Source organism: Muricoccus roseus, assembly GCF_900141905.1.
GTDB lineage: Bacteria > Pseudomonadota > Alphaproteobacteria > Acetobacterales > Acetobacteraceae > Roseomonas > Roseomonas rosea.
Genome location: NZ_FQZF01000008.1, coordinates 129,785 through 150,340 on the forward strand (window position 1 = coordinate 129,785; position 20,556 = coordinate 150,340).

Sequence of the window (20,556 nt, forward strand, 5' to 3'; positions counted from 1 at the left end):
CCTCGTCCAACCCACCCGATCCGCAAGCGGATGGCCTCCCCCTCCCCCGCCGCCACTGGGCCACCGCGGCGGTGGCCATGGGCATCATGATGGCGGTGATCGACAGCACCATCGGCAGCGCGGCGCTGCCCACCATCGCGCGGGCACTGAACACCACCCCGGCCAACTCCATCTGGGCCACCAACGCCTATCAGCTCGCCGTCACCGTCTCCCTGCTGCCGCTGGCCGCGCTGGGCGAGATCATCGGCTACCGGCGCGTCTATCTCTCCGGCCTCGTGCTCTTCACCATCGCCTCCCTCGGCTGCGCCATGGCGACGAGCTTCGACGGGCTCGTACTGGGCCGCGCCATCCAGGGCTTCGGCGCCGCGGGGCTGATGAGCGTGAACTCGGCCGTGATCCGCTTCATCCAGCCGCGCAACCGCCTGGCGCGCGGGCTGGGGCTGAATGCCATGGTCGTCTCCTCGGCCGCGGCGGCTGGGCCGACCGTGGCGGGGCTGATCCTCGGCGTCGCGGACTGGCCCTGGATCTTCGCGGTGAACGTACCGATCGGCGTGGCGGCCTTTGCCATGGGCTGGAAGAGCCTGCCCGAGAGCCCGCGGGGCCGGCACCGCTTCGACGTGGTGAGCGCCCTGCTCTCGGCCACCACCTTCGGGATGCTCATCCTCGGCCTCGACTCGCTCGCCCATGGGGGCGCGGCCTGGACGGCGCTGCCGCAGATCGCGGCGGGGCTGGCGGCGGGGGCCTGGCTGGTGCGCCGGCAGGCCGGGGTGGCGCGGCCGCTGCTGCCGGTGGACCTGCTGCGGATCCCCATCTTCGCCCTCTCCGTCTGCACCTCGCTCTGCTCCTTCATGGCGCAGAGCCTCGCCTTCTCCTCCCTGCCCTTCCTGCTGCAGAGCGGCTACGGCTTCTCGGTCTTCCAGGCCGGGCTGCTCACCACGCCCTGGTTCCTCGCCACCGCGACGGCGGCGCCCCTTTCGGGCCGGCTGATGGAGCGCATCCCCGCCGCCGTGCTGGGGGGCGTGGGGCTGGTGATGATGTCGGCGGGGCTGGGGCTGCTCGCCATCCTGCCGCCCACCCCGGATGTGCTGGACATCGCCTGGCGCATGGCCCTGGGCGGCTTCGGCTTCGGCCTGTTCCAGACGCCGAACAACCGCACCATGGTCGGCGCCGCCCCGCCGGACCGTGCCGGCGGGGCGAGCGGCATGCTCAGCACGGCGCGCCTGCTGGGGCAGACCACGGGCGCGGCGCTCGTCGGGCTCGTGCTGGGCTGGATGCCGGGCATGCCCATCATGGCGCCGAAGCTCGCCCTGACGGTCGGCTTCGGCATGGCCGCGCTCGGTGCGGTCGTCAGCCTGCTGCGGCTGCGGGCCCGGGGCGCGGGTTAGCCGAGGAGGCGCTCAGCGCCCCTCCCGCCCCTGCAGCCCGAAATAGCCATGGGTCGCCCGGGCCTCGGCGAGTTCCGTCCCGGAGCGGACGGCATCCTGGATCAGCGTCTCCTTCGCGCCGATCTCGCGCACGATCTCCAGCGTGCGCATCGCGGCCTCGCGCGGGACGACGACGACGCCCGCATCATCGGCGCAGATCAGGTCGCCCGCTTCCACCCGGATGCCGCCCAGGGCGATCGGCACATTCGCCGCCTCCAGCTGCCAGCGGTCCTTGCCGGTGCGCATGAAATGCGCGCGCGACCAGATGGGGTAGCCCACTGCGCGGCTCTCGCCAATGTCGCGGTTGGCGCCATCGATCACCGTGCCGGACAACCCCGCGCGATGCGCCGCCTCGGTGAGGATGGCGCCCCAGGCCGTGCAGTCCGTGCGCCCGCGCATATCGAGGGCGAGCACATCCCCCGGCCCGGCGAGGTGAAGGAAATCCCCCATCGTGCCGCGACGGGTGCCGACCGGGAGATAGGCGAGGGTGATGGCCTGGCCGGCCATGCGGTGCCCGGCCAGCATCGGGCGCAGCCCCTCCACCGCGCCCTCGATCCCCTGGCGGTCCAGGGCATCGGATATGGCGGAGGTGGGAAGGCTGCGAAAGGCGGCCACGAGTTCGGGCGCCAGTCGGGGAAAGCTGTCCATCTTCTCAGTCGGCCTTGATGTCATGTTCGCGGATCACGCGGGACCAGAGATCGGCCTCGCGCTCGACGAGCTGGGTGAGGGCGGCGGCATCGCCGAGGATCAGCCGCGCCTGCTGCGTCTCGGTCATGGTCGCGCGGGCACGGTCGGTGGAATAGGCGGCGCGCAGCGCGGCGGCGAAGCGCGAGACGATGGGCGCGGGCACGCCGGCGGGGCCGAAATAGCCCCACCACGCGCTGGCGACCACGTCGGGATAGCCATCCTCCGCCGCCGTGGGCAGGGATGGCAGGGCAGGGATGCGCTCGGCCCCGGTCTGGGTGATGGCGCGCAGCCGGCCATCGGCGATGGCGGGGGCCATGAGGGCGGCGCTGCCGATCATGAGGTCCACGCGCCCGCCGAGAATGTCGGTCATCGCCGGGCCGCCGCCACGATAGGCCACATGCACCATCCGCACCCCGGCGCGGGCGGCCAGCAGCACCATCACCAGATGGCCGAGCGTGCCGCTGCCGGTGGACGCGAAGGTGACCGTATCGGGCCGGGCCCGTGCCGCCGCGATCACCTCGGCCAGGTTGCGGAAGGGTGAGTCGGGCCGCGCCACCAGCACATAGGGCGCGCTGCCGACGAGAAAGGCCGGGGTGAAATCCGTGCGCGCCTCGAAGCTGAGGTTCGGGACCAGCGCGTTCATCATCGGGTGCCAGTCGAAGGTGATGAGCCAGGTGTTGCCGTCCGGCGCCGCCTTGGCCACGGCGCCCGTGCCGATGCTGCCCGCCCCGCCCCCGCGGTTCTCCACCAGTATGGGAACCCCCAGCTCGGCGGAGAGCGCGGGCGCGCCGAGCCGCGCCACCGCGTCGATGGAGCCCCCCGGCGGCACGGGCACGACCACGCGGATCGGCCCGGAGGGCCAGGATTGGGCGGCCGCGCCGCGTGGCAGGGCAGGCGCGGCCAGCAGGGACAGCGCGGCGCGCCGGCCGAAGCCGTGTCGCTCAGCCATGGGACGTTTCCTCATCATTGGTTGACGGCAGGAGACGCCAGGAAAGGCATATTGCCAAGGTGTCATGATCGGCGCGCGGCGTCTCGCCAGCGCGGCCCGGCCGCGCCACATTGCGCGCTGCCCCGGAGACCGCTTCATGACCGCACCGCATTTCGTGGCCGCCAGCCCGCAGACGACGCGCATCGGCGTGTTCGACGCCAGCTTCCCGCCCGTGGCGAGCATCGAGTCGGGCGAGCGCGTGACCCTGCAATGCGTCTCCGGCCTGGGCGACGCGGTGCCGGGCGAGGAGAGCGGAATGACGGTGCCGCAGGCGCTGCGCGACATAGCCGCCGCCAATACGGCGGGCGCGTCGGGCCATATCATCACCGGCCCGGTGGAGGTGCGCGGCGCCGAGCCGGGCGACGCGCTGCGCGTGGAGATCGAGCGGATCGAGCTCGGCGCAGATTGGGGCTTCTGCGGCTTCCGCCCGCTGATGGGCACGCTGCCGGAGGACTTCCCCTTCCGCCGCATGCTGCACATCCCCGTGGATCGGGCGGCGAAGACCTGCGTGCTGCCGATGGGCGGCGGCATCCGGCTGGATCTCGCGCCCTTCTTCGGCGTGATGGGCGTGGCGCCGCCGGAGGAATGGGGCCGCATCTCCACCAAGGAGCCGCGCGCCCATGGCGGCAACCTCGACAACAAGGAGCTGGTGGAGGGCACCACGCTCTGGCTGCCCGTGCATGTGGCGGGCGCGCGCTTCTCGGCCGGGGACGGGCATGGCGTGCAGGGCGACGGCGAGGTCTGCATCAACGCGCTGGAAACCTGCCTCACCGGCACCTTCGGCCTGCATGTGGAAAAGGGCGGCGGCAGGCACGACCCGGTCCTCCGCTTTCCGCGCGCCGAAACGCCCACGCATTTCATCACCATGGGCATGAACGAGGACCTGGACCTCGCCATGAAGCAGGCGTTGCGCGAGATGATCGCCTTCATCGCCTCCCGCACGAATCTCTCGCCCGCCGACGCCTATCAGTTCTGCTCCCTCGCGGTGGACTTCCGCGTCACGCAGACGGTGAACGGGGAGAAGGGCGTGCACGGGATGTTGAGAAAGGGACTTCTCTTCTGACGCCGTGTGAAGTCGGGGCATCAAGCGGCTGATCCGACGCGTAGCGCGAATCCTGTCCACAGACTCGCCCACATATCCGTCCACAAGTTTTCGTGCGCCGCATCTTGTGGGGGAGCAACCGTCTGACCTACCGTATCTTGTATCGACGTTGACGGGGGTGGCGCGATGGACTGGTCAGCGGAAGCGATCGAACAGTTGAGGGCGCTCTGGGCGGAGGGACACTCCACCGCCGAGATCGGCCGGCGCATGGGCATCTCGAAGAACGCCGTGGTGGGCAAGGCGCATCGCCTGCACCTGCCCGCGCGCCCGAGCCCCATCCAGCGCGAACAGGCCGCCGCGGCGGCAGCCGCCGCACCGCGTCCCGCCGCAGCCGCGGCCGTCGCCGCTCCGGCGGTGACCACGCCCATGGTGCGCCCCGCGGCGCCGCCCGTCGTGGCACCCGCGCCGCGCGCGGCGGCTCCCGCCCCGGCGATGCGCGCCGCGCCGCCGCCGGCGGTGGTGCGCCCGTTCCAGCGCAGCTCCGCGCGCAGCTGCTGCTGGCCGATCGGCGAGCCCGGCACGCCGGAATTCCGCTTCTGCTCGGCCGAGGCCTTCGCCGGGAAGCCCTACTGCCTCGAGCACGCCTCGATCGCCTATGTGAAGGCGCGCGACCGGCGCGAGGACGCGGCCTGATCCAGCCGGGCCCCAAGGGCTTCGGCAAGGGATCTGGCCAAATGGCCGGAGCGTGACGCCCAGGGGGAGCGTCGCGCTCCGGCCTTTTCCTATTCGCCCAGTTCCTATTCGCCCAGTTCCTATTCGCCCAGTTCCTATTCGCCGGGCGGCAGCACCGACGGGCGGCCAAGCGGTGCCGCGCCCAGGACGGCGCCCGCCGCCAGCACCACCGCGGCGATGAGGAAGGCGGTGCCGATGAAGGGGATCACCGCCCCCTCCCCGACCGAGAGCGCATAGACCGCGCCGAAGAAGACCGGCGAGGCGACGCCGGCGATGCTGGACACGCTCATTGTCGCGCCCTGAAGCTGCCCCTGCTCGCGCTCCGACACGCGGCGCGTCATCAGCGCCTGCAGCGTCGGCATCGCCAGGCCCCAGAGCGCGTTGGGGAACATCGCCGCGACGAAGAACCAGCCTGTGGGAGCAAGGCCCATCGCCGCAATGCCCGCCGCGCCGCCGAGCAGGCCGATGACCATGGTGCGCCGGTCGCCCAGGCGCCGGGTCACGCGGCTGACGAGCCATCCCTGCACCCCGGCATCCAGCGCGCCCACGAAGGAGAGCTGCACACCCACCTCCCAGGCCGACCATCCGTAGCGCTGCCCGGCATAGAGCACGAAGACGGCCGAGAAGACGTGGTGCGCGAAGTGCAGCAGGAAGTTCACGCCCGCCAGCGTCGCCAGCTCCCGGTCCCGCCCCAGCAGGCGGAAGGCCCCGAAAGGATTGGCGCGCTTCCAGGAGAAGGCCATGCGCCGGTCCTTCGGCAGGGATTCCGGCAGCACCAGCCAGCCATAGAGGAAGGCGAGCACGCTCAGCGCGCCGGCGAGCCAGAAGGGCGCGCGGGGCGAGATCTCGCCCATCAGCCCGCCCAGCAGCGGCCCCGCGACGAAGCCGCCGGAAAAGGCGGCGCCGATCAGCCCATAGGCCTTGGCGCGATGCTCCGGTGCGGTGATGTCGGCCATATACGCGTAGACCGTGGTGAAGCTGGCCGAGGTGATGCCGGCGAGGATACGCCCGAGGGCGAGCCACCACAGGTTCGGCGCCACCGCCATCAGCGCATAGTCGGCCCCGAGCCCGATGGCCGAGAGCAGCAGGACGGGGCGCCGCCCGAACCGGTCGGAGAGCGAGCCGATGATGGGCGAGGCGATGAACTGCATCCCCGCCCAGAGCGCGACGAAAATGCCGTTGATCACGCCCGCGCGGGCGTTGGAGCCGGCGAACTCCTCGATGAGCTTCGGCAGGACGGGGATGACGATCCCCATCGCGATGATGTCGAGCACCGCGGAGACGAGAATGAAGGCGATCGCGGCCTTATGGCCGGCGAAGGGAGAGGACGGCATGTCGTGATGATCCTGCGGCCTTGTGACAGGCCGGCATGCGGGAGAGTGACGCACGGGTGGCGGGTGCGGGGACCGGCCTCACCCGAAGCGGGCCGGTCAGAGGAAGACCGCGGTCTCCGACATGGATATCTCCGTCTTGCAGGGCGAAGGGCGCCGTGCAGGGCGCGCGTGATAGTCGGGGCGGAGGCGGGGAGTCAACGAGATCCGGATTTCGTGTTTCCGCCGTCGGAAACGCTCAGCCCGCCGGATCCTCGGCGATGCGGCGCGCCAGGAACATCGTGCCGGCGATGGGCGTCGCGTAATAGGGCGCGATCGGCGTGAAGCCCATGCTCCGGTACAGCGCGATCGCGCCGGTCATGGAGGGCAGGCTGTCCAGCCGCATCTCGGCATGGCCCAGGCGCGCGGCTTCCGCCAGGATGGCCTCCACCAGCGCCCGCCCCAGGCCGAGGCCGCGCGCGGTGGGCGCGACATAGAGGCGCTTCATCTCGCAGGCCCCCTCCCCGCCGATCTGGCGGAGCGCCACGCAACCCAGCGGATCGCCCGCCTCTCCCCGCGCGAGCAGCAAGGCACCGCCGGGCGGCGCGTAGCGGCCAGGCAGCCCGGCCAGCTCCGCCTCGAAACCCTGGAAGCCGAGATCGATGCCGAGCGAGGCGGCATAGTCGCGGAAGAGCTGCGCCACGGCCGCCAGATCCGCCGCGCCGCGGGCCGGCCCGATTTCGAACGAGGCTTCGGGTCCTCTCTGCATTCAGCGCATCTCCCGACCGCCGATCAGGCGCCGCCGCAACTTCCCCCCGATCCAATCGATCAGGGCAACGGTGATCACCATCAGGATGATGATGAAGGCCACTTCATCCCAGTGGCGCACCTTGATGCGCTCGGCGATCTGCAGCCCGATCCCGCCCGCGCCGACCACGCCGAGGATGGAAGCGGAGCGCGTGTTGCTCTCGAAAAAATAGAGGGCCTGGGCCAGCATCACCGGCAGCACCTGCGGCAGGATGCCGAAGCGCACGGCCATCAGGCGCGACCCGCCCGCCGCCACCACGCCCTCGGCCTGCCGGCGCTCCGCATTCTCGATGGCCTCCGCATAGAGCTTGGAGAGGGTGGCGAGGTCGGAGACGAAGAGCGCGAGCACCCCGGCCAGCGGCCCGAGCCCGACGGCGCGCACGAAGGCCAGCGCCCAGATGAGCTGGTCCACCCCGCGCAGCCCGTCGAAGACGCGGCGCAGCGAGAAGCGTAGCAGGGTGGAGGTGACGATGTTGCGCGCGCCAAGGAAGCCGAGCGGAATGGCGACGACCGCCGCCAGCACCGTGCCGAGAAAGGCCATGGCCACGCTTTCGGCGATGCCCTTCAGGATGTCCCCCCACAACTCGCCCGGGGAGGGCGGGATCATCAGCCGGATGATGGTGAACAGGCCCGACAGCCCGTTCCACAGCCGCTGGGGCGTGATGTCGAAGAGCCAGAGCGCCCAGGCCAGCCAGGCCAGGAACACGGCAGCGCCCGCGAGGCGCCAGCCACGCTGGCGGGGCGATGGGCCGAAGGCGCGCGGCAGCCGCGCCTTCCACCGGGCGACATCCGCCGCGCCCGCGCGCGGAGCGGCATGCGTCACGCTCATGCGCGGCCCTCCCCGCTGACCCGGCGGCGCAGCGCCTCCGAGAGAAGATCGATCATCGCCACCACCAGCACGATCAGCAGGATGATGGCCGAGATCTCCTCGTAGTAGTTCTGCGAGATGACGAGGTAGAGCTCCTGCCCGATCCCCCCCGCGCCCACGAAGCCGATGACGCTCGCGCCACGCACATTGATCTCGAAGCGCAGCAGCAGATAGCTGATCATGTTGGGCGCCACCTGCGGCAGCATGGCGAAGCGGCAGGCCTGGGCCCAGCTTCCGCCCGCCGCACGCACCCCATCCCACGGTCCCATATCGGCGTTCTCGATCGCCTCGGCGAAGAGCTTGCCCAGCGCGCCCGTGGTGTGCAGGGCGATGGCGAGGATGCCGGCCAGCGGCCCCACGCCGAAGGCCCAGACGAGGATGAGCGCGTAGACGATCTCCGGCACCGTCCGCATCGCCTCCAGCCCACGCCGGGCAAGGCGGTAGGACCAGGCGCCGGGCGCGGTGTTGCGCGCCGCGAGGAAGGAGAGCAGCAGCGCCACCAGGCCTCCGCCCAGCGTCGCCAACGCGGCCATGTTCGCCGTCTCGAGCAGCAGCAGCGCCCATTTGTCCAACCGGTAGAACCAGAAGGCGATGCTGCCCTCCGTCTCCCATCCGCCGAACAGCGTGGCCCAGCGGAGATCGGGCAAGAGGCGCAGGAAGTAATCCCCCGCGCGCGGCAGGCCGGCGGCCAGGGTGGCGGGGTGGAACTCGCTCATCCAGGCGCTGGCGAGCAGGGCCGCGAGGAAGAGGGCGAGGCCGAGCAGCAGCCGCGCGCGCCTGGCGCGGCGGGCCTCCTGGAAAGTCGCCTCGCCGCGCGCCGCGGCGGGGGACAGGGCGAGGCTCAGTTCCGCCTCCGGCGCTCCGCCGCCTCCTCGCGCCGCATGTCGATCAGCAGCTGGAAGGCATCGTGGCTCACCTCCCGATAGCCCGTGCCGCCGCCGCGCTCGATGGCGCGGTAGATGTCCGGGTGCGCGCGGGGAAGCGTGAGGTGGAAAAGGCGGATCTCCTCCTTGAAGGCGTCGGGCAGCGCGCGGCGGGCCATCAGAGGGCCATAGATCACCGGCTCCGTCTGCCAGACGATCCGGAGGTCGCGCATGGCGACCATCCCCTTCTCCACCATGGTGTGGAGATTGCCGCGGGAATAGCCGGCGGCCGGGTCGCCCTGGCCGGAGGCCCAGGTGAAGGCGGCGTCGTATTGCCGTTGCAGCACCGCCACCACCGCCTGCTCATGCCCGCCGGCGAAGCCCGTGCGGGAGAAATAGCTGTTGGGGTCGATCCCCGCCCGCCGCAGGGCGAAGCGCGGGATGAGGTAGCCCGAGGCGGAGTTCGGATCGGGCCAGGCGAGCGACTTGCCGCGCATGGCCTGAAGGTCCGCAATGCCGGAATCCGCCCGCGCCACCATCACGCCGACATAGGAGATGGAGCCATCCTCCTGCTCCGCCACCAGAAGCGGCTCCACCCCGCCATTTGTCTCCACCCAGGCGGCGGCATAGACCGCGGGGCTGACGGCGGCGAGGTCGAGCTGCCCCGCGGCGAAGGCCTGCACCACCCCGGCATAGTCGCTGGCGGGGAAGAGGCGCACGGGCACGCCGAAACTCTCCTCCAACAGCTTGCGGTACCCCTCGTAGCGGCCGAGGCGGTCGGCCTCGTTCTCGCCGCCGATCAGGCCGATGCGGATCTGCGGCACCTGCGCCGCCCAGGTACGGCGCCCCGGCGCGGGAAAGGCGAGGCCCGGATCGGCGCTGCGGCGCTGCGCCAGGGCCGGGCCGGCCGCGAAGGCCAGGGGCAGCGCGAGGGCATTCCGGCGGGTCAGCATGGTCAACGCCTCCGGCGGCGCTCGGCCGCCTCCTCTTCGCGCAGCCGCACCACCAGGGCGTAGTCGGCATGGGTGACGGTGCGGAAGCCGGTGCCCCCGCCCCGCTCGATGCCTTCATAGATCGCGCGATGCGTGTTGGGCAGCGCCAGGAAGAAGCGGCGCATGTCCTCCTTGAAGCCCTCCGGCAGATCGGCACGGCAGGCGATCGGGCCGGCGGGAATGGGGTCGCTCCTCCAGATCACGCGCAGGTCGCGCATGTCGAGCATGCCCTTGTCCACCATCACGCGCAGCGCCCCGCGCGAGAAGCCCGCCGCCGGATCCCCCTGCCCCGAGGCCCAGGTGCAGCCGGCGTCATATTGCCGGTGCAGCACGGCGACGACGGCCTGCTCATGCCCGCCCGCGAAACCCGTGCGGGAGAAATAGGTGGAGGGCTCGATTCCTGCCGCCCGCAGCGCCGCGCGGGGGGCGAAATAGCCGGAGGTGGAGGCGGGATCGGCCCAGGCGAGTGACTTGCCGCGCATGCCCTGGAGATCGGCGATGCCGGAATCCGCGCGCACCACCATCACGGCCACATAGCCGAGTGAGCCGTCATCGCCCTCGGCCGCGACCAGCGCCTCGATGCCGCCTTTCGTGTCGATCCAGGTGCCGGCGTAATTCGCGGCGCCCATCTGCGCCATTTCGATCCGCCCGGCGGCGAAGGCCTGGCCGACACCCGCGAAGTCGGCGGCGGGATAGAGGCGGACGGGGAGCCCGAAGGTCTCCTCCAGCAATCGCCGGTAGGGCTCGTTGCGGGCCAGGCGGTCCGTCTCGTTCTCCCCGCCGGAGATGCCGATGCGGAGCACGGGGATGGCATCGGCCCAGCCCCGCCGGCCAGGCTCGGGGAAGGTCACGCCCGGATCGACGCTGCGGCGCGGCTGCGGCTGCGCGAAGGCAGGCAGCGGGGCCGCGCCGGCGGCCAGGACGGCGATGAGGGTGCGGCGGCTGGGCATGGGCGTTCCCCTTAGGCAGCGGCCGGGGCCTGGGGCGCCTCAGCCTCCAGCGCTTCCTCCGGCACGCCATAGATGGATTCCACCCGATCGGCCGTCAGGGCCTCGGGTGGGCCGTCGAACACCACGCGCCCGGCCTGCATGGCGACGATGCGGCCGCAATAGCGTCGCGCCGTGTCGAGGTGATGCAGGTTCACCAGCACCGTCAGCCCGTCCCGCCGGTTCACGTCGCGCAGCGCTTCCATGACCACCCGCGCGTTGCGCGGGTCGAGCGAGGCGATGGGCTCGTCCGCCAGCAGCAGGCGGGGTTCCTGCAGCATCGCGCGCGCGATCGCCACGCGCTGCTGCTGCCCGCCGGAGAGGGTGTCCGCGCGCTGCAGCGCCTGCTCCGCGAGGTCGAAGCGGTCCAGCGCGTCCAACGCCATGGCGCGCTCCTCCGGAGAGAAGCGGAGGAACAGGGAGTTCAGCGTGGCGAGCGGGCCGGGGCGGTGGTTCAGACGCCCGACCAGCACATTGGTCAGCACGTCCAGGCGCTGGATCAGGTTGAACTGCTGGAAGATCATGGCGCAGCGCGTGCGCCAGGCCCGCAGTGCCTTGCCGCGCAGGGCCGTGACATCGGTGCCGTCATGGAGGATGCGGCCCGATGTCGGCTCGGTCAGGCGGTTGACCATGCGCAGCAGGGTGGACTTGCCCGCGCCGGAACGGCCGATGATGCCGACCATCTGCCCCTGAGGGATCGACAGGGTGACGCCATCCACCGCGGCGCGGCCCTGGCCGTCGCCGAACCGGCGGGTGAGGTTTTCAAGCTCGAGCATCCGGGGCCCTGTCTTTGCCGGGGCAGTATAGGGCGTTACGGGGCGGAGAGCAGGTCCCGCAAGGCGCCGCGGCGGTGGCCGGCGAAGCCCTCCATCGGCCCGGCCGCGGCCAGCGCGTCCATCACCGCCTCGGCCGTCGCCTCGGCGGCGGCGCGGAACAGGAGGTCGATGCGGCTTTCCGACAGGGCGCGACGCGGGGGGAGGAAGGCGGCCTCGGGCTCATGCGGCAGGCGATGGGCGGTTCCGAAGGCCAGGGCGATGTCGCCGCTGCCATGCCCCCAGAAAGAGCCAGTCCAGGCGATGCCCGCGCCGGCCCGGGCAGCCACGCGGCGAAGCTGGCGCCCCTCCACCGGCACATCCGTGGCCAGCACCACGATCACCGATCCGCGTTCCGGCGGCGCCCCAAGGCCCCGATCGGCGCGCGGATCGATGCGCCGCCCATCGGGCAGGCGGAGATCGCCCGGGCGCCCGAAATTGGCGAGGACGAGGGCGCCGAGATGGAAGGTCTCGCCATCGATGGAGAGCCGGCGGGAGGCGGTGCCGATGCCACCCTTCAGCCCGTAGCAGCTCATGCCCGTGCCGGCGCCGACCGCGCCGGATTCCATCGCCTCGCCGGCGGCGGCGATGGCGGCCTCCGCATCCTCCCGCGTCACCGCGAGGGCCTGGATGTCGTTCAGATGGCCGTCATTGCACTCCATCACCACGGGATTGACCGTGGAGGTCTCGCGGCCGATGCGCGGCTCCCCGGCGATGGCGTGGCGGATGATCGCCTCGGCGCAGGCAGGCACGCCGAAGGTGTTGGTGAGGAGGATGGGCGTCTCGATCTCGCCCAGCTCCTCCACCTGCATCAGCCCGGCGCTCTTGCCGAAGCCGTTCACCACATGGATGGCCGCCGGCAGCTTCTCGCGGAAGATGTTGCCGCCATGGGGCAGGATGGCGGTGACGCCGGTGCGGATCGCCGCGCCCTCGACCCGCGTGCGGTGCCCGACGCGGATGCCGGGCACGTCGGTGATGGCATTGCGCGCGCCCGGCGGCAGCTCGCCCCAGGCCAGGCCGAGGTCCCGCGCCCGCATCAGAGGCCGGCGATCACCGCTTCCGTCACCCGCGCCACCTGCGCGTCATCGAGATAGGGGTGCATGGGCAGGGCCAGGATGCGCTTGCACAGGCTCTCGCTCACCGGCAGGGGCGGCGCCTGGCCGATGGCGGCGGCATGGGCCTCGCGATAGGCGGGCTGGTGGTGCAGGGGCAGCGGGTAATAGACCGCCGTCGGCACGCCGCGGGCCTTGCAGGCCTCCTGCACGCGCGTCCGCTGCCCCTCATCCGCCAGCAGGATGGAGTAGAGGCCGTAGGCGCTCTCCGCGCCCTCGGGCTTCGCGGGGATCTGCACCTTCCCGGCCAGGGCGGCGTCATAGCCCGCGGCCACGTGGGCTCGGGCGGCCAGTTCGTTCTCCATCAAGGGCAGCTTGCAGAGCAGGATGGCGGCCTGGATCGTGTCCAGCCGGCCGTTCATGCCGGTGCGCATCACCTCGTAGCGGGTCTTGCCTTCGCCATGGGTGCGGAGCGAGCGGTAGAGATCCGCCTTCTCGGCATCGTTCGTCAGCAGCGCGCCGCCATCGCCGTAACAGCCCAGCGTCTTGGTGGGGTAGAAGGACAGCGCGGCGGCGGCGCCCCACCCGCCCAGCCGCCGGCCGCGCAGCGCGCCGCCGAAGGCCTGGGCCGCATCGTCGAGGGCGAACATGTCCTCCTCCGCGCAGATCGCCTCGATGGCGGGCCAATCGGCGGGCAGGCCGAACAGGTCCACGCCCACCACGGCGCGGGGGCGCAGCCGGCCCTCGGCCTTCACCAGGGCGATGCGGCGGCGCAGGTCGGCGATGTCGATGTTGAAGGTCGTCGGGTCGACATCCACGAAAACGGGCGTGGCGCCCAGCACCAGCGGCACCTCGGCGGTGGCGGTGTAGGTGAAGGCGGGCAGGAAGACGGCATCCCCGCGCCCGATCCCCTCGGCCATCATCGCGATCTGCAGCGCATCCGTGCCCGAGGAAACGCCGACGCAATGGCCGACGCCCGCGAAATCGGCGAGGGCCTTCTCCAGCTCCTCCACCTCGGGCCCCTGCACGAAGCGGCCGGAATCGAGCACGGCGGCGATGCGTCGGTCGATCTCGGGCCGGATCAGCGCCTGCTGGGCGCGGACATCGAAGAGGCCGATGGGAGGGAGGGCAGCGGTGTCTTGCGGCATGGCGCGCCCCTTAGCGCAAAGCGGCCGAGCCGTCGAAATCAAGGATCGTGTCGGATGGTTACGCGCCCCGCCTCAGCGGGCCCGCATCACCCGGGAGAGCCCCAGCCCCAACCCCAGCATCGCCGCCCCGCTGACCAGCAGCGCCGGCACCGCGCCCAGCCCCGCCAGCAGCGTGCCGAAGAGGAGCGGCCCGAGGGATTGGCCCACGAAGAAGGAGAAGGCGTGCAGGGCCACCGCCGAGCCCCGCGCCCGGGGCGCGATCTCGGTCACCCGCATCTGGAGGGAGTTGTGCATGGTGAAATAGCCAAGGCCGATGGCGAACATCCCCACCACCACGGGCAGCACGCCCAGCGGCAGCCCCCAGGCCGCCGAGGCGATGGCCAGGAAGCCCAGCGCCACCACCACCCCGGCCAGGCGCTGCATGGCGGGCAGGCCCAGCCGGGACAGCATGGGCCCGGCCAGGAAGGTATAGGCGATGCCTGAGGCCCCGAAAGCCCCGATGGCGAAGCCCGCCTGCGCCGCCCCGCCCAGGCCCCAGCCCGCGATCAGGGCCGCCAGATAGGGAAACATGCCGAAGACGAAGAGCCCCTCCGTCGCCACCGAGGCATAGAGACGGCGGGCGGCGGGCAGGCGGATGATCTCGCGATACCGGCGCGCGGCCGAGCCGGCATCGAGCCGGCCGGGCGGCGGGTCCGGCTCCCGCCGCAGGTCGCGCCAGAGGACAAGGCCCATGGCCAGCACCGCCACCGCCCCGCCGGCGATAATGCCGCGCCAGTCCACGAAGCCATGCACCAGCCCTGAGACCACCCCGCCCGCGATCTGCCCGGCGGTGGAAAAGGCGAGCAGCCGGCTGAGCGCCACCTGCCGCCCGGATTGCGGCACCCGGTCCCCGAAGGTGGCGATGACCAGGGGGTAGATGCCCCCGGCCGCCGCCCCGGCCAGGGCGCGGAAGGCGAAAAGCAGGCCCAGCCCGGGCGTGAGGGCGCAGGCCACCAGGGCCAGGCCGGTGAGGAGGGTGGCGAGCGCGATGATGCGCCGCTTGCCCAGCGCATCGCCCACCGGCCCCAGGAAGGGCTGCACCAGCGCGTAGGGCAGCGCGAAGGCGGAGGCGAGCAGCGCCACTTGGTCCGTCGCCACCGCGAAGTCCCGAGCGATTTCCGGCAGGATGGGGTCGAGGCTGCGCGAGGCCAGCGAGGTGGTGAAGGCCGTCAGGCCATAGAGGGTGATGAGCCGGCGGGTGCGGGCCGTTTCGTCAGATGGGGCGGACATGCCGCTTCATCGTGCGGTGCCGGGCAGGGAGAAACCAGCCCTGCCGGCGCGGGGCGGGAATGCGGCGCCCGGCGAAGGCCTCAGCCGGCCGGCATGCCGGCGGTCACCACCGCCCGCCCCGGGATCTGCCCGGCGGGCACGGGCCGCCCGAGGAGGAAGCCCTGCACCTCGTCGCAACCCTGGCGCCGCAGGAAATCGAGCTGCTCCTCCGTCTCCACCCCCTCCGCGGTCACGCGGAGTTTCAGGCTCTGCCCCATGGCCAGGATCGCCTCCACGATCACCTGAGCCCCCGGATCCGCGCCGATGGCCTGGGTGAAGGACTTGTCGATCTTCAGCTTGTCGAAAGGAAAGCGGCGCAGGTAGCTCAGGCTTGAATAGCCGGTGCCGAAATCGTCCAGGGCCAGCCGCACGCCCTGGGCCTTCAGCGCCCGCATGATCTCCAGAGCCCCCTCCGCATCCTCGATCAGCAGGCCCTCCGTCACCTCCAGCTCCAGCCGGTGCGCGGGCAGGCCCGTAGAGGCGAGAACCTCGGCCACCAGGGCAGGCAGGTTCCCCCGCCGGAACTGCACGGGGGAGAGGTTCACCGCCACGGTGCAGGGGCGTTCCCAGGCCGCGGCGGCCGCACAGGCCTCCTCCAGCACCCAGCGGGCCAGGGGAAGGATGAGGCCGGTTTCCTCCGCAACGGGGATGAATTCGGCGGGGGAGACCGGACCGCGCACAGGGTGATGCCAGCGCAGGAGGGCCTCATAGGCCGTCACCTCCCGCGTGGCGCAGGCATGCAGTGGCTGGAAATGCAGGGCGATTCCGCCCTCGGCCAGGGCCAGGCGCAGGTCCCGCTCGAGCTGGCTCCGCTCCCGCAGGCGGGCCCCCATTTCCGACTCGAAGAAGCAGATGAAGCCCCGGCCCGAAGCCTTGGCGCGGTGCAGCGCCGTGTCGGCGTTCTTCAGCAAGGATTCCGCCGTGGTGCCGTCATGCGGATGGATGGCGATGCCGATGCTCGCCTCCAGGCTCACGGCATGACCGTCCAGGTCATGGGGAAGCGCCAGCTCCGTCATGATCCGCTCCGCCAGGGCTTCCGCATCCGCGGGTTGCGACACGGCGGTCTGCACCAGCACGAACTCGTCGCCATCGACCCGCGCCACGATGTCGGAGGCCCGGGCCACGGCGCGCAGGCGCCGGGCGGTTTCCTGCAGCAGCCGGTCCCCGGCACTATGGCCCAGCACGTCGTTCACCAGCTTGAACCGGTCGAGATCGACGCAGTGCACCGCGACCGCGCCGCCGCCCCGCTCCGCCAGGGCGAGCGCCTGGCCCAGGCGCTCCTCCAGCAGCACCCGGTTCGCGAGGTCCGTCAGGCCATCATGATGCGCGAGGTGATGGATCTCCGCCTCCGCCCGGCGCCGCTCCGTGATGTCGGTGAAGGTGGACACCATCCCGCCATCGGCGAGGAGGCGCATGCGGATCTCCAGCGCCGTCCCGTCCGGGCGGATACGCTCCTTGAAGCGGAGGCCAGGCACTTCCGTGCGGGTGAAGGCCGTGAGCAGCTCCGGCACGCTCATCCGCGCGGCGACCGGGCCGAACTCGCCGCGCGCCGCCTGCCACTCCACGAGGGCCGCATAGTCCGCGCCCGGCTCCGCCAGCCCCGGCGGCAGGTCCAGCAGGGCGAGGTAGCGGCTGTTCCGCAGCGAGATGCGGCCGGCCGGATCGACCATGACGAGCCCCTGGTCGAGATTCTCGATCGCGTGCCACAGCAATTCGCGCGAGGCGATCAGCCGCCGCTTGTGCCGGATCAGCAGCGCCCCCGCGAGAAGGACGAGAAGCGTCAGCCATGCCCCGACCGAGACGGTGACGAGGAAGGACTGGTGATAGGCGGCCAGGATCGGCGCCAGGTCCATCCCCACCGCCACGGTGAGCGGGTAGTTCCGCATTCGGCGGAAGCTGACGATCTGCTCGGGCGTCTGCTCGGCCGCCGCCATCCTGAGGCTGCCGGCATCCTCGGCGATGGCCCGGCCCAGCGGGGTGCCGGACAGGTCGCGCCCGAGCATGGCCACGTTCGGGGCCGCCGCGCGCACGATGCCATCCTCCCCCAGCAGGAGCATGTTGCCGCTGATATCCAGCAACTCGTGGAATTGGGTCAGCCAGTAGGGATCGAGGGAGCAGACCACGACGCCGGCGAAATGGCCGTCCGGCCCGTAGAGCTTGCGCGTGAACTGCACGGACCAGCGCCCGGAGACGCGGCCCAGCACCGGCGCGCTGATGTAGAGAAGGTCATCCGACCGGGTGAGATGGATGCGGAAATGCGGCCGGTCCGAGAGATCCAGCGTGCCGTCCGTGGGCCCCAGATTGGTTTGGGTCAGCCGCCCATCGGCCCCGATCAGCGCGACCTGCATGACCACGCTGTCGTTGTAGCCGCTGTCATGGGAGAGGAAGTCCAGCGAGAACCCTTCCGGGTCCCGGCGATAGGCATCCCGAACGAAGCGCAGGCGCTGGTCCATCGCCTCGATGGTCCGGGCGATTCCCTGCTCGGCCGCCCCGGCGATGTTCGCGCCCGCCTGCACGGCCCCCTGTTCGAGGTCGGCCCGTTCCTCCACCAGGCGCAGCCCGACGAAGGACCAGATCATCAGCAGGATCAGGCCGACGAGGGCGAGGTCCAGCCTCACGCCGGAGAGCCGGCCCAAGAAACCGGAAGGGCGGAAGCCGGGCCGTGAATCCAGTGGCGGCGCGATCGCTTGCACCGGAGGCTTCACACGCGGCTCCTCATCCGACCGGGGCTTCCGGATCGGAAGAGGCTAGAGAGGGTTCGTGAATCGGCCGTTAAGCAGCGCTGCCTCGGCCTGAGGGCATGGCCCCGGCCAGGGCGGTCAGCGCCTCCGTCTTGGCCACCCAGCCGAAGAAGGTGCGGACGTTGAACACGGTGGCCTCATGCACGAAGCGAGGGCCGCCCTGCCAGCACGCATCCTCGATCAGCACGGGCCAGAACTCCCGGTGGAAGGCCTCCCGCAGCGTGCTCTCCACGCAGACATTGGTGGCGACGCCGCAGAACAGGATGTCGCGGATGCCGCGGGCCCGCAGCATCATCTCCATCTGCGTGCCGCTGAAGCCGCCATAGCGTGGCTTCTGGATGAGGATATCGCCCGGGGCGCGCTGCATCTGGGGCACCAGCGCATAGTCCCAGCTGCCCTTGGACAGCAGGGTGCCCCCCAACTCGGGCTGCTCGCGCATCAGCCGCAGCGCGTTGGACTTCCAGTAATTGGGCGATCCCGCTCCGCCCGCCTCGATCCCCTCGGCATCCCAGCCGTTCTGGAACCAGACGATGGTGATGCCGAGCATCCGGGCGGCCGCCACCGCCTGCGTGACCTTGGCGATGACGGATTGCGTGCCCGATAAATCGAAGCCCGCCTTGTCGAGATAGCCCTTCTCCGAGGCATAGGCATTCTGCATGTCCACCACGATCAGCGCGGTGCGGGCGGGCAGCAGGGGAAAGGGCTCGGGATCGGCGGCGAGCAACAGGTCGCCGGGGACGCGGGGAAGGGTCTGCGGAGCGCGGTCGGTCATGTCACGATGGAATGCAAGGCGGATGCCGTGGCCGCCCGCCTTGCTCTTCCCTCAACCCACCCGGTTGCCGATCAGGTCCTGCACCACCGTCGGATCCGCGAGGGTCGAGGTGTCGCCGAGGCTGTCGGTCTCGTTCGCCGCGATCTTGCGCAGGATGCGGCGCATGATCTTGCCCGAGCGGGTCTTGGGCAGGCCCGGCGCCCACTGGATGGCATCGGGGCTGGCGATCGGGCCGATCTCCTTGCGCACCCAGGCGACCAGCTCCTTGCGCAGCTCCTCGCTCGGCTCCTCATCGAGCTTCAGGGTGACATAGGCGTAGATGCCCTGGCCCTTGATCTCATGCGGCATGCCGACGACGGCGGCCTCGGCCACCTTCGGGTGGGCCACCAGCGCGCTCTCGATCTCCGCCGTGCCCATGCGATGGCCGGAGACGTTCAGCACGTCGTCCACGCGGCCCGTGATCCACCAGTAGCCATCCTCGTCCCGCCGCGCGCCGTCGCCGGTGAAGTACTTGCCGGGGAAGGTGGAGAAGTAGGTCTGGATGAAGCGCTCGTGGTCACGGAAGACCGTGCGCATCTGGCCGGGCCAGCTGTCGGTGATGACGAGGTTGCCCTCGGTCGCGCCCTCCAGCGTGTTGCCGTCATTGTCCACCAGCGCCGGGAACACGCCGGGCAGCGGCAGCGTCGCGGAGCCGGGCTTCTGGGCCACCGCGCCGGGCAGCGGAGAGATGAGGATGCCGCCCGTCTCGGTCTGCCACCAGGTGTCCACGATCGGGCACCGCTCCTCCCCCACCACGCGGTAGTACCAGAGCCAGGCTTCCGGGTTGATCGGCTCTCCGACCGAGCCGAGGATGCGCAGCGACTGGCGGGAGGCCTTCCGCACGGGCGCCTCGCCCTCGCGCATCAGCGCGCGGATGGCGGTGGGCGCGGTGTAGAAGATGTTGACCTTGTGCTTGTCGATCACCTGCCAGAAGCGGCTGGAATCCGGCCAGTTCGGCACGCCCTCGAACATCAGCGTCGTCGCGCCGTTCGCGAGCGGGCCGTAGACGATATAGGTGTGGCCCGTCACCCAGCCCACATCGGCGGTGCACCAGTAGACCTCGCCCGGGCGGTAGTCGAAGACCAGCTCATGCGTGAAGGCGGACCAGACGCCGTAGCCGCCCGTGGTGTGCAGCACGCCCTTCGGCTTCCCTGTAGAGCCGGAGGTGTAGAGGATGAAGAGCGGATCCTCCGCGCCCATCGGCTCGGCCGGGCATTCGGCGGATTGCGCGTCGCAGAGCGCCGTCCAGTCATGGTCGCGCCCATCCTGCATCGCGACCTTGCCGCCCGTGTTCCTGGTGACGATGACGTTCCTGACCGTCGGGCAGGACTTCAGCGCCTCGTCCGCATTCGCCTTCAGCGGCACGGTGCGGCCGCCGCGGCGGCCCTCATCGGCGGTGATGAGGAGGGTGCTCTCGCAGTCCTGGATGCGGCTGGCCAGGCTGTCCGGCGAGAAGCCGCCGAACACGACGGAATGCACCGCGCCGATGCGCGCGCAGGCCAGCATGGCGACCGCGGATTCGACGATCATCGGCAGGTAGATCGTCACCCGGTCGCCGCGGCGCACGCCGAGATGCTTCAGAGCGTTCGCCAGGCGGCAGACGCGCTCCAGCAGCTGGCGATAGGTGACGTGGGAATCGCTCTTGGGGTCGTCGCCTTCCCAGATGATCGCCACCTGGTCGCCGCGCCCGCCCTCCACATGCCGGTCCAGGCAGGATTCGGTGAGGTTGAGGACGCCGTCCTCGAACCACTTGATGGAGACGTCGCCCTCGAAGCTCGTGTTCTTGATCCTGGTCGGCGCCCGCATCCAGGCGAGGCGGTTCATCTCGCCCTTCCAGAAGCCATCCGGGTCACGCTTGGCCTCGGCCACCATGGCCTCGCGCCGCTCGGCATCGGCATGGCTGCCGGCGGCGATCTCGGGCTTCACGGCAATCACGGTGTGGTCGGTCATCGGCGGCGTCCTCCGGGGCTGGGCCCTTCTCTGGC

General features: G+C 71.2%; 18 protein-coding genes. 3 read left to right on the forward strand and 15 right to left on the reverse strand.

Annotated features, from left to right (window positions below; genetic code table 11):
- The first annotated feature begins 77 nt into the window (after positions 1 to 77).
- On the forward strand, positions 78 to 1,385 hold the full coding sequence (locus BUB97_RS08510; protein ID WP_086062017.1) for an MFS transporter: 1,308 nt from the start codon (positions 78 to 80) through the stop codon (positions 1,383 to 1,385).
- A gap of 12 nt (positions 1,386 to 1,397) precedes the next feature.
- On the opposite strand, the gene BUB97_RS08515 is transcribed toward BUB97_RS08510, so the two are convergent.
- Together BUB97_RS08515 and BUB97_RS08520 are read right to left on the reverse strand one after the other, a co-directional pair.
- Positions 1,398 to 2,072, reverse strand: coding sequence for an RraA family protein (locus tag BUB97_RS08515; protein WP_073133608.1), 675 nt, complete (start codon positions 2,070 to 2,072; stop codon positions 1,398 to 1,400).
- Positions 2,073 to 2,076: 4 nt separating this feature from the next.
- Positions 2,077 to 3,060 (reverse strand): tripartite tricarboxylate transporter substrate-binding protein, encoded by a 984-nt coding sequence (locus tag BUB97_RS08520; RefSeq protein ID WP_073133610.1) that lies wholly within the window; start codon positions 3,058 to 3,060, stop codon positions 2,077 to 2,079.
- Between the two features lie 136 nt (positions 3,061 to 3,196).
- On the opposite strand from BUB97_RS08520, the gene BUB97_RS08525 reads away from it, so the two are divergent.
- Both BUB97_RS08525 and BUB97_RS08530 read left to right on the forward strand, forming a co-directional pair.
- Positions 3,197 to 4,162, forward strand: coding sequence for an acetamidase/formamidase family protein (locus tag BUB97_RS08525; RefSeq protein ID WP_073133763.1), 966 nt, complete (start codon positions 3,197 to 3,199; stop codon positions 4,160 to 4,162).
- A 165-nt stretch (positions 4,163 to 4,327) separates the two neighbouring features.
- The gene (locus BUB97_RS08530; RefSeq protein ID WP_073133612.1) at positions 4,328 to 4,834 is read left to right on the forward strand and encodes a GcrA family cell cycle regulator; all 507 of its coding nucleotides are present in this window, start codon (positions 4,328 to 4,330) and stop codon (positions 4,832 to 4,834) included.
- Positions 4,835 to 4,968: 134 nt separating this feature from the next.
- Here BUB97_RS08530 and BUB97_RS08535 read toward each other — a convergent pair whose 3' ends face one another.
- The 13 genes from BUB97_RS08535 to acs form a co-directional block, all read right to left on the reverse strand.
- Positions 4,969 to 6,207, reverse strand: coding sequence for a TCR/Tet family MFS transporter (locus BUB97_RS08535; RefSeq protein ID WP_073133614.1), 1,239 nt, complete (start codon positions 6,205 to 6,207; stop codon positions 4,969 to 4,971).
- Positions 6,208 to 6,442: 235 nt separating this feature from the next.
- Positions 6,443 to 6,952 (reverse strand): GNAT family N-acetyltransferase, encoded by a 510-nt coding sequence (locus BUB97_RS08540; protein ID WP_073133616.1) that lies wholly within the window; start codon positions 6,950 to 6,952, stop codon positions 6,443 to 6,445.
- Positions 6,953 to 7,819 carry a phosphonate ABC transporter, permease protein PhnE gene (phnE, locus tag BUB97_RS08545; protein ID WP_073133618.1) on the reverse strand — a complete coding sequence of 289 codons (867 nt, stop codon included), beginning with the start codon at positions 7,817 to 7,819 and terminating at the stop codon, positions 6,953 to 6,955.
- Positions 7,816 to 8,703 carry a phosphonate ABC transporter, permease protein PhnE gene (gene phnE, locus BUB97_RS08550; protein ID WP_073133620.1) on the reverse strand — a complete coding sequence of 296 codons (888 nt, stop codon included), beginning with the start codon at positions 8,701 to 8,703 and terminating at the stop codon, positions 7,816 to 7,818. Before phnE (BUB97_RS08550) ends, phnE (BUB97_RS08545) begins: the two co-directional genes overlap by 4 nt.
- Entirely contained in the window at positions 8,700 to 9,674 is a 975-nt protein-coding gene (phnD, locus tag BUB97_RS08555) for a phosphate/phosphite/phosphonate ABC transporter substrate-binding protein (protein WP_073133622.1), read from the reverse strand. Before phnD (BUB97_RS08555) ends, phnE (BUB97_RS08550) begins: the two co-directional genes overlap by 4 nt.
- A gap of 2 nt (positions 9,675 to 9,676) precedes the next feature.
- Positions 9,677 to 10,663 (reverse strand): phosphate/phosphite/phosphonate ABC transporter substrate-binding protein, encoded by a 987-nt coding sequence (gene phnD, locus BUB97_RS08560; protein WP_073133625.1) that lies wholly within the window; start codon positions 10,661 to 10,663, stop codon positions 9,677 to 9,679.
- A gap of 11 nt (positions 10,664 to 10,674) precedes the next feature.
- Positions 10,675 to 11,475: a phosphonate ABC transporter ATP-binding protein gene (gene phnC / locus BUB97_RS08565; protein WP_073133628.1), complete on the reverse strand. Its 801-nt coding sequence runs from the start codon at positions 11,473 to 11,475 to the stop codon at positions 10,675 to 10,677.
- A gap of 35 nt (positions 11,476 to 11,510) precedes the next feature.
- Positions 11,511 to 12,548 (reverse strand): DmpA family aminopeptidase, encoded by a 1,038-nt coding sequence (locus tag BUB97_RS08570; protein WP_073133630.1) that lies wholly within the window; start codon positions 12,546 to 12,548, stop codon positions 11,511 to 11,513.
- Positions 12,548 to 13,711: a DegT/DnrJ/EryC1/StrS family aminotransferase gene (locus tag BUB97_RS08575; RefSeq protein WP_073133632.1), complete on the reverse strand. Its 1,164-nt coding sequence runs from the start codon at positions 13,709 to 13,711 to the stop codon at positions 12,548 to 12,550. Before BUB97_RS08575 ends, BUB97_RS08570 begins: the two co-directional genes overlap by 1 nt.
- A gap of 72 nt (positions 13,712 to 13,783) precedes the next feature.
- Positions 13,784 to 14,980 carry an MFS transporter gene (locus BUB97_RS08580; protein ID WP_073133634.1) on the reverse strand — a complete coding sequence of 399 codons (1,197 nt, stop codon included), beginning with the start codon at positions 14,978 to 14,980 and terminating at the stop codon, positions 13,784 to 13,786.
- Positions 14,981 to 15,060: 80 nt separating this feature from the next.
- Entirely contained in the window at positions 15,061 to 17,637 is a 2,577-nt protein-coding gene (locus tag BUB97_RS08585; RefSeq protein ID WP_139281313.1) for a bifunctional diguanylate cyclase/phosphodiesterase, read from the reverse strand.
- Positions 17,638 to 17,791: 154 nt separating this feature from the next.
- Entirely contained in the window at positions 17,792 to 18,532 is a 741-nt protein-coding gene (locus BUB97_RS08590) for an isochorismatase family protein (RefSeq protein ID WP_073133636.1), read from the reverse strand.
- Positions 18,533 to 18,583: 51 nt separating this feature from the next.
- Positions 18,584 to 20,521: an acetate--CoA ligase gene (acs, locus tag BUB97_RS08595; protein ID WP_073133639.1), complete on the reverse strand. Its 1,938-nt coding sequence runs from the start codon at positions 20,519 to 20,521 to the stop codon at positions 18,584 to 18,586.
- Between the last annotated feature and the right edge of the window lie 35 nt (positions 20,522 to 20,556).

Coding starts and splice junctions, on each gene's coding strand:
- BUB97_RS08590 (WP_073133636.1), bottom strand. CDS start 18,532: ATGACCGACCGCGCTCCGCAGACCCTTCCCCGCGTCCCCGGCGACCTG.
- BUB97_RS08570 (WP_073133630.1), bottom strand. CDS start 12,548: ATGCGGGCGCGGGACCTCGGCCTGGCCTGGGGCGAGCTGCCGCCGGGC.
- BUB97_RS08515 (WP_073133608.1), bottom strand. CDS start 2,072: ATGGACAGCTTTCCCCGACTGGCGCCCGAACTCGTGGCCGCCTTTCGC.
- phnE (WP_073133618.1), bottom strand. CDS start 7,819: ATGAGCGTGACGCATGCCGCTCCGCGCGCGGGCGCGGCGGATGTCGCC.
- BUB97_RS08540 (WP_073133616.1), bottom strand. CDS start 6,952: ATGCAGAGAGGACCCGAAGCCTCGTTCGAAATCGGGCCGGCCCGCGGC.
- acs (WP_073133639.1), bottom strand. CDS start 20,521: ATGACCGACCACACCGTGATTGCCGTGAAGCCCGAGATCGCCGCCGGC.
- phnD (WP_073133622.1), bottom strand. CDS start 9,674: ATGCTGACCCGCCGGAATGCCCTCGCGCTGCCCCTGGCCTTCGCGGCC.
- phnD (WP_073133625.1), bottom strand. CDS start 10,663: ATGCCCAGCCGCCGCACCCTCATCGCCGTCCTGGCCGCCGGCGCGGCC.
- BUB97_RS08535 (WP_073133614.1), bottom strand. CDS start 6,207: ATGCCGTCCTCTCCCTTCGCCGGCCATAAGGCCGCGATCGCCTTCATT.
- BUB97_RS08525 (WP_073133763.1), top strand. CDS start 3,197: ATGACCGCACCGCATTTCGTGGCCGCCAGCCCGCAGACGACGCGCATC.
- BUB97_RS08520 (WP_073133610.1), bottom strand. CDS start 3,060: ATGGCTGAGCGACACGGCTTCGGCCGGCGCGCCGCGCTGTCCCTGCTG.
- BUB97_RS08575 (WP_073133632.1), bottom strand. CDS start 13,711: ATGCCGCAAGACACCGCTGCCCTCCCTCCCATCGGCCTCTTCGATGTC.
- BUB97_RS08510 (WP_086062017.1), top strand. CDS start 78: ATGGGCATCATGATGGCGGTGATCGACAGCACCATCGGCAGCGCGGCG.
- BUB97_RS08580 (WP_073133634.1), bottom strand. CDS start 14,980: ATGTCCGCCCCATCTGACGAAACGGCCCGCACCCGCCGGCTCATCACC.
- BUB97_RS08530 (WP_073133612.1), top strand. CDS start 4,328: ATGGACTGGTCAGCGGAAGCGATCGAACAGTTGAGGGCGCTCTGGGCG.
- phnC (WP_073133628.1), bottom strand. CDS start 11,475: ATGCTCGAGCTTGAAAACCTCACCCGCCGGTTCGGCGACGGCCAGGGC.